17 protein-coding genes are annotated in these 14962 nt (G+C 36.8%); 14 read left to right on the top strand and 3 right to left on the bottom strand.

Annotation, left to right across the window (positions count from 1 at the left end; genetic code table 11):
* From DXA60_RS18680 to DXA60_RS11545, 4 genes are all read left to right on the top strand, one after another.
* The coding region (locus DXA60_RS18680; RefSeq protein WP_158570876.1) for a hypothetical protein at nucleotides 1–310 on the top strand (310 nt) is incomplete at its 5' end.
* A 13-nt stretch (nucleotides 311–323) separates the two neighbouring features.
* A complete protein-coding gene (locus DXA60_RS11555; protein ID WP_117921350.1) occupies nucleotides 324–764 on the top strand; it encodes a hypothetical protein in 441 nt (146 codons plus the stop codon).
* A gap of 16 nt (nucleotides 765–780) precedes the next feature.
* The gene (locus DXA60_RS11550) at nucleotides 781–1083 is read left to right on the top strand and encodes a hypothetical protein (RefSeq protein ID WP_173884016.1); all 303 of its coding nucleotides are present in this window, start codon (nucleotides 781–783) and stop codon (nucleotides 1081–1083) included.
* Nucleotides 1084–1140: 57 nt separating this feature from the next.
* Nucleotides 1141–1581 (top strand): hypothetical protein, encoded by a 441-nt coding sequence (locus DXA60_RS11545; RefSeq protein ID WP_117921348.1) that lies wholly within the window; start codon nucleotides 1141–1143, stop codon nucleotides 1579–1581.
* A gap of 96 nt (nucleotides 1582–1677) precedes the next feature.
* Here the strand turns inward: DXA60_RS11545 and DXA60_RS11540 are convergent, their stop codons facing one another.
* The 3 genes from DXA60_RS11540 to DXA60_RS11530 form a co-directional block, all read right to left on the bottom strand.
* Entirely contained in the window at nucleotides 1678–3474 is a 1797-nt protein-coding gene (locus tag DXA60_RS11540) for a BlaR1 family beta-lactam sensor/signal transducer (protein WP_117921346.1), read from the bottom strand.
* A 1-nt stretch (nucleotide 3475) separates the two neighbouring features.
* Nucleotides 3476–3862: a BlaI/MecI/CopY family transcriptional regulator gene (locus DXA60_RS11535; RefSeq protein ID WP_117921344.1), complete on the bottom strand. Its 387-nt coding sequence runs from the start codon at nucleotides 3860–3862 to the stop codon at nucleotides 3476–3478.
* 191 nt (nucleotides 3863–4053) lie between these two features.
* Nucleotides 4054–4401, bottom strand: coding sequence for a helix-turn-helix transcriptional regulator (locus DXA60_RS11530; RefSeq protein ID WP_117921342.1), 348 nt, complete (start codon nucleotides 4399–4401; stop codon nucleotides 4054–4056).
* 259 nt (nucleotides 4402–4660) lie between these two features.
* On the opposite strand from DXA60_RS11530, the gene DXA60_RS11525 reads away from it, so the two are divergent.
* The 10 genes from DXA60_RS11525 (at nucleotide 4661) to DXA60_RS11480 (ending at nucleotide 14946) form a co-directional block, all read left to right on the top strand.
* Nucleotides 4661–5539, top strand: coding sequence for a DUF3825 domain-containing protein (locus DXA60_RS11525; RefSeq protein WP_117921340.1), 879 nt, complete (start codon nucleotides 4661–4663; stop codon nucleotides 5537–5539).
* A gap of 52 nt (nucleotides 5540–5591) precedes the next feature.
* Nucleotides 5592–6284, top strand: a complete 693-nt coding sequence (locus tag DXA60_RS11520) for a recombinase family protein (protein ID WP_243006862.1) — start codon at nucleotides 5592–5594, stop codon at nucleotides 6282–6284.
* Nucleotides 6229–7563, top strand: coding sequence for a recombinase family protein (locus DXA60_RS11515; RefSeq protein WP_117921339.1), 1335 nt, complete (start codon nucleotides 6229–6231; stop codon nucleotides 7561–7563). Before DXA60_RS11520 ends, DXA60_RS11515 begins: the two co-directional genes overlap by 56 nt.
* A gap of 125 nt (nucleotides 7564–7688) precedes the next feature.
* Nucleotides 7689–8855 (top strand): SEC-C domain-containing protein, encoded by a 1167-nt coding sequence (locus DXA60_RS11510; RefSeq protein ID WP_117485830.1) that lies wholly within the window; start codon nucleotides 7689–7691, stop codon nucleotides 8853–8855.
* 81 nt (nucleotides 8856–8936) lie between these two features.
* The gene (locus DXA60_RS11505) at nucleotides 8937–10637 is read left to right on the top strand and encodes an NACHT domain-containing protein (RefSeq protein WP_117485828.1); all 1701 of its coding nucleotides are present in this window, start codon (nucleotides 8937–8939) and stop codon (nucleotides 10635–10637) included.
* Nucleotides 10634–12022: a hypothetical protein gene (locus DXA60_RS11500; RefSeq protein WP_117921335.1), complete on the top strand. Its 1389-nt coding sequence runs from the start codon at nucleotides 10634–10636 to the stop codon at nucleotides 12020–12022. The genes DXA60_RS11505 and DXA60_RS11500 overlap by 4 nt, the downstream gene beginning before the upstream one ends.
* 428 nt (nucleotides 12023–12450) lie before the next feature.
* Nucleotides 12451–12909 (top strand): hypothetical protein, encoded by a 459-nt coding sequence (locus DXA60_RS11495; RefSeq protein WP_055194426.1) that lies wholly within the window; start codon nucleotides 12451–12453, stop codon nucleotides 12907–12909.
* Between the two features lie 64 nt (nucleotides 12910–12973).
* Nucleotides 12974–13318, top strand: coding sequence for a 23S rRNA methyltransferase (locus DXA60_RS11490; RefSeq protein WP_330418418.1), 345 nt, complete (start codon nucleotides 12974–12976; stop codon nucleotides 13316–13318).
* 17 nt (nucleotides 13319–13335) lie between these two features.
* On the top strand, nucleotides 13336–13965 hold the full coding sequence (locus DXA60_RS11485; RefSeq protein WP_117921333.1) for a non-canonical purine NTP pyrophosphatase: 630 nt from the start codon (nucleotides 13336–13338) through the stop codon (nucleotides 13963–13965).
* A 237-nt stretch (nucleotides 13966–14202) separates the two neighbouring features.
* Nucleotides 14203–14946, top strand: coding sequence for a nucleoside phosphorylase (locus DXA60_RS11480; protein WP_055194420.1), 744 nt, complete (start codon nucleotides 14203–14205; stop codon nucleotides 14944–14946).
* The last annotated feature ends 16 nt before the right edge of the window (nucleotides 14947–14962 follow it).

Below are 14962 nucleotides of genomic sequence, written 5' to 3'. Positions count from 1 at the left end.
TGTGGTTTTCAGCCACTTTCACGGCTGTGCCGTGAATAATATAGGATTAGTTATAAATGCACAATCAGAAGCAGCGTTTTTCGATGGGGTGCAATTTACAGTAGAAATAGAGGGGGAAATAGCACAGGAAGATGTAGAAATCATTTGGATGACTATAGGCGGCAATACGGAATATGTAGAAGGCAATGACCGTATTATTGCAGAGATAAAAATATCCGATAATGATGAATTGATTTGTGATACAAAGATAAATTTTGCAAAAAAAGCAATTGACGCAATAGAAGATGTGTTAGAAAGGAACGGGATGTAAGAAAGGAGGACACATGAAAAAATTAAAATTAGTTGGAATATTGGTAGCAGTTGTATTGATAGGCGGAGTAATATCCATTTCATTCATAAATAATAACATTGCCTATAAAGTGGAAAAGGAATTATGTGAAACACCACTGCCAGAGAAAACGGAACTGATAGAGTCAATATCACGGGCAGGGAAGCTGACAGGTAACGGAAACGGGATGCAATATTTTGGTGCGATTCTAATTCAGAGCGAGTTGTCCTTGAAAGAACTGGATGATTACTATTCGGATCACAGAAGCAATGAATGGGAGTATCTTGTGGAAATTCAGGAAGGACAGTCTATTGATGTGATTGACCACGAAACTCTGAATTTTGGGAAAGAAATAAATGACGCCGGATATTACATTGTATATTCATGGGAAAGCGAAAATTCTCTATTGAAAGAACTGGATATACGAGGGCATTAAAAAGGGGGCTATATCAATGAAAAAATTTATGCTATGTATTATGGGCTCGCTCATTGCACTGTTTGTAGTATTTTGGTGTTGCATTTCGTATACGGTAAATTACAAGAAGATAACTTGCGATACATCTGTTTCGCCGGATGGAAAATACGAATTGACACTTCAGGCAGTCGGAGAACCAGACTGGCCTTTTGGTTCAGCAAGTGGACGATTAGTCCTTATGGAAGGCAAAGATAAGATATCTCAAACAGATTTAGAATTGCACAATGACGGTGGAAAACATCATGGTCAGCGATTGGAAGTGAAGAGTATTATGAAATAAATTAAGATAAGCTTTTGATTTTAATTAGATTATCTACATGTGAAGTGAGGTGTTTTTATGCGAAAGTTTGTTAGAACGTATTCTCCATTTTTAGTATATTTTGTATGTGTGGCTTTAGCTTATTTTCTTTGTTTTTATTTATTTCCCAAATATAATGCTGCCTTAGCCTATTTGGGCTTTTTAATTATATATACATATATTGATATTGGGGGGTTTATTTTAGGTTTTTTTATGGGAAAAATCATTGTCAAACGCAGCATTGACATTAGCTTTTTGCTGTGTCTAATATATGCATTAATTTCTTTCGGGTTGATGCTCTTGATAGGTTCTCTGAAATATGTTTTTTATGATTATATGTATAGTAACTTTACGTTTACATTTTCAATCTTCATTGAATCATTAGGTGATAGAGATAGTTTGTTTGTTTCAATTGGGACATTGATATCTTTTTTTATTGGAGAAATTGTAGAATACATCAATAATAAATCTAATTCTTGACGTATAGAACTGGATAATTGAAACGCTTTTATGCATAAAGTGAAAATAAAAAAATCGGGCAAAGGATTATACGACTATGACCTTTACCCGATTTCTTTATTTCCAGATATTCATGTCGGACAAGATAGACATGGTTATTTCAGTTGCGTTGCCTCCGGTAGCATCGCTGTCTGCACCAATGTTGGTAGCGAAAAAGTATGTATTATCTACAGTTTCGATATAGCCGATAAACCATCCGTTCACATCTTGGCCATCCACACGTCCGGTTCCGGTCTTTCCGTAGAATGTTCCGGCATCGGAAGAGGAAAGGCAGATGGCATCTTTTACTGCATTGATATTTTCAGGGGCGAAGCCAAGGCTGTTATTCTGCAGCCTGGTTAGAAGTTCGACCTGCTCTATTGGGGAAATCTTCAAGGAAGATTCCATCCAATAAGTGGAGAAATCACCACTTATATTTTCGTTTCCATACCCAATTTCCTCAATATAGTTGGAAATGTTAGCGGCTCCAAGCCGTTCGTCCACAGATTCAAAATACCAATTCACGGAGGAATTCATTGCAGACTGTAAAGTCTGATCCGCATTCCATGCTTCAAATGGATAGGTTTCGCCATTCCATGCAATAAAGGAATCTTTCGGTGTAATGACACCTTCCTCTAAGCCGAATAATGCATCATATATTTTGTATGTAGAATCTGGTGCAACTCGTAAGGTTGCATGATCCATATCGTGTATGCTCCAGGAGTCATTTCCTAAATTGTACAAAACAAAACTGCATTCGTATTCTCCAAAATAGGAAGAAAAGTCTACATAGGAAATATTCTCAGAAGAAGTTTTCCATTGATAGTGGCTGACCTCTGCTGCGTATGTAGATAAAATCGGAGCGAGACCAAGAAGCAGGACAGCAGTCAGCATGAAAGCAGTCATGCCCTTTAGCCTTTTCATAAATGTTGGTTTCTCATATGAGGCAATATTGATGATTCTTCGTTTCATCTGTTTCATGTTTCCACCAAGGCCGGCAGCAAATGGAAAAGGAGTAAGAGATACTTTTTCCGCAAAGTTAATGAGAGTATTCCCATAATCCTCGTAAGCATCCTCTTCAAGCATTTTCAAAACGGAAGTGTCACAGGCCACCTCTCTGTCATTACGCATTTCTTTCAGAGCGTACCACACAAGAGGATTGAACCAATATACCACTCCGGCGAGGTTCATCAGATAATTTGCGATGGCATCGTGGTGTTTGTAATGCTGTAGTTCATGCAACAGCATATAACGCATATCGGTTTCGTCATAATCAGAGATCAGATGAATCGGAAGATAAATACACGGTTTCAAAAGTCCGACAATAATGGGGGATTTCAAAAATGCGGTGCTGTAAACAGGAATATCTCTGTGAATCCCCATTCCCTCCAAACATCGATGATACAGTCTGCGGACTTCCTGATTTTGAAGTGGAAGTGCAGATTTCTCCAAAGTGTGTAAGCGGAGAGAGGATTTGATTACCAATATTATCATGGCGAGAATACCGACAATCCATATCCCTAATAGTATGTATCCTGCGATGGATGGCGTCTCACTATTTACCGAAAGAGTAAAGTCGTTCATCCAATTTGTATTTCCAGTTGTAACCGCTTCTGCGGTGCCTGCAATATTGGTGCCAGCACCGGAAGAAGGAGAACTTCTCAGGCTGCCAAGCCAGGAGAAGATTTGTGGTAGACCGATGAAACGGAACGGTATAAATGGAACTGCTAAAAGTCCGAGCAGCAGAAACCACAGATTATACTGCATCCGGCTGGACAGGCTGTTTTTGAATATCCGTTTGACAATCAAAAGAATTCCAATGATACCGCTGATAAACACATTGCATATGAAAAAGCGTATCATAAAATTAGCCACGTTAATTGCCTCCTTTTTTTGACCTCTTGGAAAGAAGGGAGCGGAGTGTGTCTATTTCTGTTTCAGACAGTCTGTCATTCTCAATGTATGCAGACAGCATGGCAGTGATATCTCCATCATAGTAGCGTTCCAGAAAAGAGTTGCTTTCCTGACCAATATATTCATTTTCTTTTACAACTGGGGTGTAAACAAATACTCGGCTCTGTTTCTCATAAGTCAGAGCGCCTTTGGTCACGAGGCGTTTGATTAAAGTCTGTATCGTTTTCGGACTCCAGTTTGTAGTCTGTAATAATTTGTCTGTTATTTCATTTGTGCTGATCGGAGCATGTTTCCATACGATTTTCATGACTTCAAATTCAGCTTCTGAAATCTGTGGCAGATTGCTCATTTTAAATCCCTCCTTAAATCTTACGGGTGTAATAAATACATTATAGACGTTATTTCTGCAATTGTCAATTTCGGAAAAAAGATATTGACTTGAAATCTTACTTATGTAATAATTGAAATATTACAAGAGTAAGATTTAGAAATGGCAACAAAAAGAAAAGAACCAGAATCACAATGGATTAGCTGGTTCCTTTACTCGTTTGAATTGCCTCTTTTATGTATGAGTGCTAAGAGGTATTCAATTGCTGGAAGAATCTCGGCTGCCTCTTGTTCATTGCATTCCTGTAGCATCAATAACAGTTTTTGTTTTTTCAACCCGTCCGTGGCTGCGTCGGGGTGGAAAATCTGGTCTGCAGGAATGTGTAAATAAGCGATGATCTGGCACAATACTTCGAACTTGGGATTCCCTCGGTCGTTTTCAATGTTTAGTATTGTACGTTCATCACAACCTATTTGTTCAGCTAATGCTGCTTGAGATAGATGGGCTTCTTCTCTGGCAGCCCGAACTACCTTCGCAAGATTTTTTACATAGTCATGCATTACAATTCACCTCAGGGATAGTTTACACTACAGGGTGGATATTATGAATTACAACAGAGTACAGGAGAAAGATGAAATAAATTACATCATAAAGGAGAAATCATATGGAAGCAAGGAAACAGCACAGAATACGATGTTTATTGAAGTTACTGAAATTTGCACATGGATAAAGGCGCATTGGTAGGTGTATCGCAATTCATAGAATAATAGAATTGCGATACACCTATTTTATATTTCAAAAAACTAAAGGAGGCTCATGATGAAAGAGATTGAAGCAAAGACAGAAAACAGATATGAGTACAGAAAACCGCAGGAAAAGAGGAAACATATGATAGCACCAGATTTATTTGAATTTGCATATGTACCGGATTGGTATGGACAGTTAGAAGAATTAGAAAGGTTGGCGTTGCCGGAATCATGGAAATTTAGAAAGCCGAGCCGAGAGACAAAGAACACAGTCACACCTATTTTGGAACGGTACATACATACAATTTTTCGCAAACAGGTTATTGATTTTAATTCAGAAAGCGATACCAGAAAAGCAGATGGCATTTTTCATTTGGAGAATGAGTGTGCCTGCTTTCATACAGGATTATACACACGACAGTACAAGGGGATTTATGGATATTTTGAAAGAAACAATTATTCAGATTCTTTGAGAGATTGGTATTTTAGAGGATTTTGTGATGAGATGTATCCGAAGTTAAGATACATAGAGCCATTACCACAAAAGCCCGTCTATCATATGGCGCAGAGTGGCATTAACTTTAATCCAGAGTGGCCTATAAGAGTAAACGTAAATCACATATTAGGGGATGAAGAGAACCTGGAACGCATTCCGTTCAAAATTCGGAAAGCGAAAAATCTGCCGCTTTTGCTCGAAACAGCGGTTGAGCTTGGAAGAAGGAAGGCAGTGATAGAACCGGGGCTTGTAGTCCCCCAGGGATATCAGGGGCGAGTACAGTATTTGCTTCCGGTATATCTGACAAATATGCAGAAACCTGATCTTGCCATGACCTTGACGGTTATGGATGGATATTATTTAGGCAATACCTGTCTTACATTGGAAATGGCATATTTGAATGCGAGAGTAGTCGCAAAGCCTATGGCTCCGTGGCTTACGGAACTCGTGAAATAGGAAAAATACATAAATATATGGATTATAAAGAATACCCGGCAAGAGGCAATAGTTGAATTTTGACCTATATCTGATGAATGTTGGCTCGTCAAGGATTGGCGAGCTGCTTGATTATTTGGGCGTAAAAACGGTGACGGGAACCACATGGGAGAGCGGGACCATTAACGGGATGCTTTGCAATGAGAAGTACAAAGGAGACTTCCATCTGCAGAAGTATTACACCCCTGAAAACAAAAGAAACCATACAAAGAAAAACAATGGAGAAGTGCAGAGTTATTACATTTCGGAAAATCACGAACCTATCGTATCGCCGGAAGTATGGGAAAGGGTGCAGGAGGTAAGGGAGCAGAGAAAGCGTGACAGGAACATTGGGCAGGACAACACAATGAAGTTCCAGAACCGCTATCCCTTAAGTGGAATGCTGATTTGCCCTTATTGCGGAAAAACGCTCCGGCGCAGACAGGTTTATAAAAAGAAAATCCAGTGGCTCTGCAGTACCTACATCGAAAAGGGTGTCAAGGCATGTAAGGGGATAAGGATTGATGATACCGAATTGCAGGGATTGAACATTACGGAACAGACAGTAGTGGAGGAGGTGATTCAGAATGGCAAGAAGCATTACTGTTATACCAGCAAAGCAGATTTCGACTGCGGAATCAGGAACAGCGCAAGCAGTACAGAAACTGAGAATGGCAGCGTACTGCCGAGTGTCAACCGACCAAGAAGAACAGTTATTAAGCTATGAGAATCAGGTCAATTATTACACCAATTACATCAGTGAAAATCCTCTTTATGAATATGCAGGGACTTATGCGGATGAGGGAATTTCGGGAACTAACACAAAGAAGAGGGATGAATTTAACCGCATGATTGTGGACTGTAGGGCAGGGAAAATTGATATGATTATCACGAAGTCCATTTCCCGATTTGCACGAAATACGCTGGACTGCCTGAACTATGTGCGAGAGCTGAAGGACCTGGGGATTGGAATTATTTTTGAAAAGGAAAATATCAATACCCTCGATGCAAAAGGTGAAGTGCTTCTTACCATTCTTTCCTCGCTGGCACAGGACGAGAGCCGCTCCATTTCAGAGAACTGCACATGGGGAATCCGCAGGAGGTTTGAAACAGGAAAGCATAAAATGAGTACCAAGCGTTTCCTTGGCTATGATGCGGATGAAACGGGTAAGTTGGTAATCAACAGGCTGCAGAAGCCGATTGTAGTGCGGCTGTATCAGGAATTTCTGGATGGAAAAACAACGGATTACATTAAAAGGATTTTTGAAAAGGAAGGGATTAAGAACTGGGATGGAGGCACAAAGTGGCAGGCTACAACCTTAATGAGCATGTTGGAAAATGAAAAGTACAAAGGGGATGCTTTGCTGCAGAAAAGTTATACGGTGGATTTCCTCACCAAGAAACGGACGCAGAACAAAGGGGAAATTCAGATGTTTTATGTGGAGGATGACCATGATGCCATCATTTCAAAGCGGATATGGGAATGTGTACAGCTTGAAATAAAACGCAGGAAAAAGTATCTGGAGGAGCATGGGACAAACTCCTATTCCCACCGGCCGGAAAGCAATCCATTTGCATCCAAGATAATTTGCGGAGACTGCAGTAAGGTTTTTGCACGGAAAGGCTGGCGGAGCAGCACGGGTGTTGACCGTAAGGTATGGCAATGCAGCGAACGCTACAAGGTCAAAGGAGTCATGGGATGCGCCAACCGTCACGTAGAGGAAGAAACGCTGATAAAGGCTTATCTGATGGCTTGGAACGCACTGGTGGAGAACAGAGAGGATTTCATGGAGCAGTGGACGGAGCAGCTTCAGAGCGAGAACCTATTGGAAGGTTATCGAGCAGAGAAGTTCATAGAATACACCGATGGAGCAGAACCTTTGACACAGATGGATACGGACTTCATGCTGAAAACACTGGACCACATCAAGGTTTTTGAGGATGGAACATTGTTGGTGGTGTTCTTGGACGGAACGGAGATTGAATGTAAAAATGAAGAGGAGTAAGAAAAGATGCCGATTGGGAGTTGCGATTCCTGATCGGCTTTTTTTCTTGCTCTTTTTCGGATAGTAAAATGTAGGTGGATGTGGTAAAATATATAGCGTATTTGAAGTGAATAGAGGTGAGTCGGATGAATCCGTTAGCATATTTTAAGATATCTAATAATGAAGATTGCCCATGTGGAAGCGGAAAAAAATTTAAAGAATGCTGCAAAGGAAAACCAGATCAGCAGCTTATACAGAGCAAGAAACCTCCAGAAGTACAAATTATGGAGCAGATGAGAAAAGCTATGGTTAAATGCTGTATGCATCCCGACCAAAGCAATTGTAATGGTAAGATAAAAAATGCTCATGCACTGCAAAATAATAAAATCATATCATTACTCGCAGGGACTGAACGCCATGTATATACTATGGATAAAAAACGACAACCACTTATTATACCTATTGAGGGCGAGGAACCGGAAGTGATGGTGGAGTTCTCCAAGGTTAGTGCGAATGATGCTACAACAGAAACTTGTTTTTGCGATAGACATGACAATATTGCCTTTGCTGTTATTGAAAAAGGAGCGCCAGATTTTGATGTAAATAGCGAACCAATGAAATTTGTCTATGCATATAAAGCCTTTATTTTTGAATACTATAAGCAGGAAGTTTCACATAAAATTTTTCAGCAATGTTTTAAGAAAAGACCACCTGTTTTTCAACTACCGCAGATGGTTGGCTTATATAGAGTGTCGCAATTACGCTTGAAAGAGTTTGAACCTGTAAAGAGGCATTTCGATTCAGAGATATTGTCTGGCACATACAATGGAATAGAAACTTGTGTAATAACTATTCCAGAAAGAATTAATTTTGCGAATTATGCATTTATAGCACCGGATTATGATTTGAATGGTAGAAGGATAAAGCATACTAAAAAAGGTGTCATGCATCGAATTGCTATAACTGCTTTTCCAGAGGATACAAAGTCATACATACTGTTGAGTTGTTTATCTACTGAGAAACATATTTATGCCAAGTTTTTTGAACAAATAAATAATGCACCTTTAGAAAAAATCAAATACTATTTTTCAATGATTTTACCTTTATTTTCGGAGAATATGGTGTTAAGTCCGGTTCTTTGGAATAAGTGGGATGATGAAATAAAAATGGCGTTTACTTTTTATGCAAATCTGAATGGACAAACATTCAAAAGATACAGTATTGCAATAGGAATGGGACTGAGAAATGCAGCAAATAGTAAAGTTCCATTTGATTACAGTAAAAGAGGAAAAATAGATTTGTTTAAGAAATAAAAGATTTTATTATCAAGAAACTTTCATAGCATGGATTATAATAAAAATACTTGCAGAAAATAATAGTTGGAAAGGAAAAACATGGATAGAAATACAATTGGAAATGAAATCGAGGCTGAAATAAATGCAAGCTATAGATATAAAAATTTGAGAGAACTTATAGATATACTGCTTTCAGTAATTATTCTGAAAACAGGAAAAAAGGAATTGGTAGGTATTGAAGAAAGACTGTATGTTTCCTTAGGTAAAATTTTTGATGGGGAGACTACTATAAATGATATAAAACTGTGTTTGTCTAATGTCATCAAGATAGAACCTCTTTTGAAAAAAATGATTTTACTTATTGATGAAGATGAATACGATAAGATAGTACAAGAGAATTTGGGTTTAGCACATGTAATTACTCAATTAGGTCTTAATCCAGATAATAAGAAATTAGATCGAAAGCCAGAGGACTATTTGTGCGATGGTAATTATATGGAACATGTAGCAAGATCATATGCATTAAGAAATAGTGAGTCGCACACATATGTAGGTTGGACACGAAGAGAAATATATACCAATTTGGATAGTGTGCTGATAACTTGTTTAAGAGCAGTAGAAATAAATAAAAAGGCATTGATCAGTAATCTGAAAAAGAAGAGTATTAATAATGAATTGAATATTGAAAATTACTTAAATGAGATTACACAGCAATTAAAAAAAAGAATGTCTAGATTTATTCATATAAGGGGAGAAGAGAATTTTTCTGTATTGGGTAGCTATGTTATCGAATATCAGGATGATACATCTGATTCTAGGAGGAGAAAAGGTACTGTTGAATACTTAAGAGATAATAGTATACCAGAACGAAGGATGATGATATGGGGCGAAGCTGGTATGGGAAAGACTACGACATTAGAATATTTAACATACATGGATGCAAAAAAAAGATTGAAAGATTCAAACTATAATATTCCCGTATTAGTTTTATTGGGAGTTATGACAAAAGCCACGTATACAATAAAACAGTATATATGTGATAAACTTGATATTGGGGTAGATATATGTGAATCTCTTTTAGAAGAAGGAAAAATCAATCTATTTTTGGATGGTTTAAATGAAATACCAGCTGATGCAGGCGGCAATTTAAAAACTTTAAGAATGCGCGAGATAAAGCAATTACTTAGAGATTATCCCAAAACATTTATTATAATTACTAATCGTCCACAAGATACTAGGGATTTTAATAATGTGCCAATTTTTAATTTGATAAAATTATCTAAAGAAGAAATGAGAGATTTTATTAAAAAAAATGTAGATGAAGAAGACGTGAAAGAACTTTTGTTTACCTCAATTAATGGAAGTGAGAGATTTGTGCAAATAATAAATACGCCATTGATCTTATCGAGGTTAATAGAGATTGTGCGATATAAGAAGGAAATTCCACATAGTGAAGGTGAAATTATCGCTGAATTTCTGAACTGCTTATTGGTAAGGGAAAAAGAAGAAAAACAGGATGCACGATTGGATATAAAGCGAATAATATACCTTTTGAGAATGATTGCATTTGAGAGTCTTGAAAAGAAAGAAGCAAATTCAGGAATGACAGAGTCAGAGGTACTGAAGTATTGTTCTAAAAGTATGGATACATATAGATTTCAGTATGATGCATTATATGCATTAGATATAGTTTTGCAATTAGGTATATTAGAAAAAAGAGAAGATTTATATGTATTTTCGCATCAGGCATACCAGGATTACTATTATGCTATGGAAGAATTGGCGGTGATACAGTCTTGAAAATAAGAAAAAATCAAATTAGAGATAAGTGTCAATCAGACAAGTATTATGCCTCAATAAAATATATGGCACACAGTTTACGTGGTAAAGATAGAGAAAATTTTATTATTACCGTTTGTGACCTTAATATTTATTTGGGGTGTATATGTGCTTTGACATGTGAAAAAAATGCAACGGTTGAGGAATATATCTGGAAAACTTTAAATAATTATTTTGAGCCAAGAAAAATAAAATTTTATGATAAATCTAGTGGGATATGGAAAGAAAATATAAAAAAACTGAATAGTAAAGATATTACATATTACCTTCTTGCATGCAATGTGATGGGTAATATGAAAGCGATAAAATGGTATATTTACAATCATGAAGTTGACAAAGCTATTATAATTCAGTTGGCAAAAAATATGAATGAAGAACAACTGGTAGATTTAATATACACACTTTATAGATCTTCTCAAAATTGGGATAAAATAAGAGGCATTGGTTCTACTAAAAGTTTGTTTCTGTATAAAAATGATCCGAGAATAAAAAAGATTCTTAGTGGGTTATGGTATAAAGATAGAGATGCATTTATACAATTAGCATACGATACAGGTTGGTTGGGAGATTTGGGAAAAAAGGCTCGCAAAGGAAACCGTATTTTTATCGAGTGTTTGGTTGGAGCAAATAAACTGCTGCTAACTATTGAGTTAATAGAAGAAGTGTTATGTGATTTGGAAAGTGATGAGAGTTCATATGATACTTTATTAAAATTAGTTTTAAAGGAAAAAGGTGAGAGAAAACAATTTGCATATATATTGTATATTCAAAAAATAAATAATGGATATGTAATGAAGGCTAAAGATTATGCTATTTTGAAAGGTTTAGGAAGGCCATCGCAAAAAATAGTCAATTATTTTATACCTTTTTTCTTAGATTTAGTAAATGGAGATTTTAGAACTAATATCAATCTTTTTGAATTAGGAGATGCCTTATCAAATGTTATAGTAAAACCAAATAAGATAACACCCAAAGTTGGATATGCGCGTAATAAAAATTTGAATATAGCATTAAAGACTACTAAAAATATAGATTTGAAAAAAGTGCTATTCTTTTACTTTAATACGACAATGTCCGTTAAAGCAAGTTTGGATGAGTTGTTTAGACTTTTGAATATGTATCATGATGTTCAACCAAGTGAGTTAATACGAGAACTAAAATCATTTCCAATATGGGTAAAGGCAACTGGAATAGAACAAGGCAAAAGCAATAATATAACAACGGAGAACTATCTTAAAATCGAGCCGCAAATTGTAATCGGAAATGTTATTTTAATGTCAATTGTTGACTATGATTATGTTTTAAAAGAATTTGTTGCTAAGCCATATACTGGCTCTATTTTTTAGAAATTAAGATAGTCACAGGAAGGGCAGACAGAGGTATGTAAGAAATAGTAGTTATATGCATAAATAGAGGCTATTACTATGATACGTTTATCTCTTTGCCCATTTGTTGAAAAAAACACTAGAATGTGGGGTAAATGCTATCCCCCTAAGTGGGGTATAAACCTTTTCGCAAAAGGTGACGGTTTCGCTATTTAGTATAAGAAGAAACTTTCACCGCATGTTGAAACAGTCTGCCTTCTGTCGAGAAAAGCCCAGTAAATCAAAGGTTTCTGCGATTTTGAAAGAAAAATGGATGTGTGTTTCTGTTTCCGTAGAGTGATGATATAAGTGGAGGTTTACCCCAGGGGATAGGCTTTTGGGAACGGAGAATATACATTTTGGCGAAAGGATACTTTTTCGCAAAAGTGGTTTTGTTATAGGAGCGTATGATGAAGGATATAGAACAATTAGCAACCCAATTTCGGAAAGCGATTGATGCGGCATTGGAAGCTGGGGAGTTTGATAACGACAGCATATATCGCAGATTTCCACGTGCTTGCTGCGGAGATACGAGTGATTTGTTGGCTCAGTATTTGCTGGATAAGGGTATCAAAACAGATTATGTCTGTGGAACGTATTGGGGTAAAACAGATGGGAATGGACAATCCCATGCGTGGCTGATGGTAGACAAGCGTATTATTATAGATATCACTGGTGACCAATTCAGTGGCAGATCTACATTTCTTAATTATGACAAATCCGTCTATGTTGGACAGGGAGATGATTTCCATAGACTATTTGAGGTGGAAGATAGAGATATTCATGAACATCGAGGGCTGAGTGCATTGGGCGGTTTTTGTGCGCCGAGACTATGGGATTTGTATAGGAAAATTCTAAAATACATTTAATCATCCGCTTTTTATGGGGATAAAACCATTACCCCACTTTGAAAACCTATTGCATACTTTCGCTATGCAGTATAAAATAAGTGTTCAGGGGAATGTGGAGACAGTATGTCTTTTGTCCAAACTTCATGAAGCGAAGCATCATGTGAATGTGAGACTGGATATGGATGAACTGGATTTGACAGCTGCGGAGAGTAAGGCTACATACGAGGAGATTAGAAAATACGTGGCAGAGCATTATGATGGGATGAAGGTATCTAACCTGTATATTGCACAGGTTAAAGCTAAGTATGGAATCATAGAGCGTGAGAATTACAACAAAGCAAAGTCAGATGATGCCAGACAGCCGAAGTGCCCGAAGGAGAAGGAAGAGGCTATAGTAGAAGCGTTGAAAGCTTTTAAGATGATTTAGTTTAGGAGTATGACGATATGAGAGTTTTATTAGGAACAACAAATCCATCAAAGGTAAAAAGATTTTCGGATTTGTTAAAAGGGTATGATATTGAATTTATTACTTTAAGAGATATCGAAGTTATAGAAGAACCTAAGGAAATGGGGAATACACCAGAAGAAAATGCTATTATGAAGGCAGAGTTTTATGGACAATACTTTGATGTTGTTATTTGTAATGATTCTGGATTATATTTTGAAGAACTGGATTTTGAGGATTTGCGTCAGCCGGGACTAAATATTAGAACACCTATGAATAGGGATAGACTGTCAGATGAAGAGATGATTGATTACTATTCAAAACTTATTACAGGGCTTGGAGGTAAAGTCACAGCATATTACCTAGATGGAATTGCAGTTTATAATCACGGAGTAATTTCATCGTTTATGGACAATATGGCAGCTCAAAAAAACGGATCATTCTATATGATTGATAAAGCTTCATCAAAAAGATTTGAAGGATGGCCTCTTGATTCATTATCAATCAATAAAGAAAACGGCAAATATTTTGTTGATGGAAGTATTGAAGAAAGCAAAGAAAATATCATAAAAGATCAATATGAAAAGAGTGTCATAGATTTTTTGATTAAGTCTTTACATATAGCATAGTATAGGAGAAAGGAGACAACTGGAGTTTTCTGAGAATATTCAGGCAATTGTCGGCGGAAAAGAATATTCGCTGGATAATGCTGTCTTAAAAATCTGGCCGGAAAGTGAAGAAACAAATGGCGAATATGCAAGTGCAATAAGAAGTTTCAAACACAATTTGGATATTCAAAAGATACACATAAATTTTGATACAAAAGATACTATTGTGATGCCGAATGACATTTGAAGGAGAAAATAGTGGACAGAAATAATGCATTAACAGATCCTAAGAAACTTGTCAGAGTAGAATTAAAAAATGCTGGATTTGATATTGATAAAATCAAAATACCGGATAGAGTATATCTTCTTGCTGATGACATTTTTGATGAAATGGTGTCAAGAAATGTAGGAGAATATAGATATCCATTAGGTGGGAAGCTGTATGTGTTTAATAAAAATGAAAACATTGGTTTTATAAAAGGGCATATGTGCTCGCCTGCGATAGCTACACAAGCGGAGGATTTAATTGCCGGAGGCGTTAAAGAATTAATTCATGTTGGATATGCCGGAGGCTTACAACCAGAATTAGTTCCGGGAGAGATTATTCTTACGGACGGCGCTTTTAATGATACTGCAGTAGCAAGGTTGTACGGATATGATTATGATATAATTCATTCATCGAAGGATTTGACGAACGAGATTGAAGAAATGATAACAAGTGCAGAAATTCTATACAAGAGAGGATTTCATTGGACAACGGACGCAGGTTATAGAGAAACGTGGGGACAAGTCATGGATTATCGGGACAAAGGAGCACTTTGTGTTGAAATGGAAGGTGTTGGTTTGTTCACAATAGCTAATTATAGAAAATGTGTAGCAACGGGTATATATGTTGTTTCTGATGTATATTTAGAGGATGATTGGAAACTTGGATGGGAAGGCAATGATATAAAAAAGGCTGTCGGTGAAATTATTGATATGATAATTAAGTCTATAAGATAAACGGGAGTAGTAAGAT

Source organism: Roseburia sp. OF03-24, assembly GCF_003463035.1.
Classification (GTDB): domain Bacteria; phylum Bacillota; class Clostridia; order Lachnospirales; family Lachnospiraceae; genus Roseburia; species Roseburia rectibacter.
Note: the sequence above shows the minus strand (reverse complement) of the source record. Positions and strands in the feature narration are given on the sequence as shown.

Bases quoted from the DNA above. Each gene is read 5' to 3' on its own strand.
- DXA60_RS11555 (WP_117921350.1), top strand. From the start codon at position 324: ATGAAAAAATTAAAATTAGTTGGAATATTGGTAGCAGTTGTATTGATA.
- DXA60_RS11490 (WP_330418418.1), top strand. From the start codon at position 12,974: ATGCAGTATAAAATAAGTGTTCAGGGGAATGTGGAGACAGTATGTCTT.
- DXA60_RS11515 (WP_117921339.1), top strand. From the start codon at position 6,229: ATGGCAGCGTACTGCCGAGTGTCAACCGACCAAGAAGAACAGTTATTA.
- DXA60_RS11545 (WP_117921348.1), top strand. From the start codon at position 1,141: ATGCGAAAGTTTGTTAGAACGTATTCTCCATTTTTAGTATATTTTGTA.
- DXA60_RS11510 (WP_117485830.1), top strand. From the start codon at position 7,689: ATGAATCCGTTAGCATATTTTAAGATATCTAATAATGAAGATTGCCCA.
- DXA60_RS11505 (WP_117485828.1), top strand. From the start codon at position 8,937: ATGGATAGAAATACAATTGGAAATGAAATCGAGGCTGAAATAAATGCA.
- DXA60_RS11550 (WP_173884016.1), top strand. From the start codon at position 781: ATGAAAAAATTTATGCTATGTATTATGGGCTCGCTCATTGCACTGTTT.
- DXA60_RS11495 (WP_055194426.1), top strand. From the start codon at position 12,451: ATGAAGGATATAGAACAATTAGCAACCCAATTTCGGAAAGCGATTGAT.
- DXA60_RS11485 (WP_117921333.1), top strand. From the start codon at position 13,336: ATGAGAGTTTTATTAGGAACAACAAATCCATCAAAGGTAAAAAGATTT.
- DXA60_RS11530 (WP_117921342.1), bottom strand. From the start codon at position 4,401: ATGCATGACTATGTAAAAAATCTTGCGAAGGTAGTTCGGGCTGCCAGA.
- DXA60_RS11535 (WP_117921344.1), bottom strand. From the start codon at position 3,862: ATGAGCAATCTGCCACAGATTTCAGAAGCTGAATTTGAAGTCATGAAA.
- DXA60_RS11525 (WP_117921340.1), top strand. From the start codon at position 4,661: ATGAAAGAGATTGAAGCAAAGACAGAAAACAGATATGAGTACAGAAAA.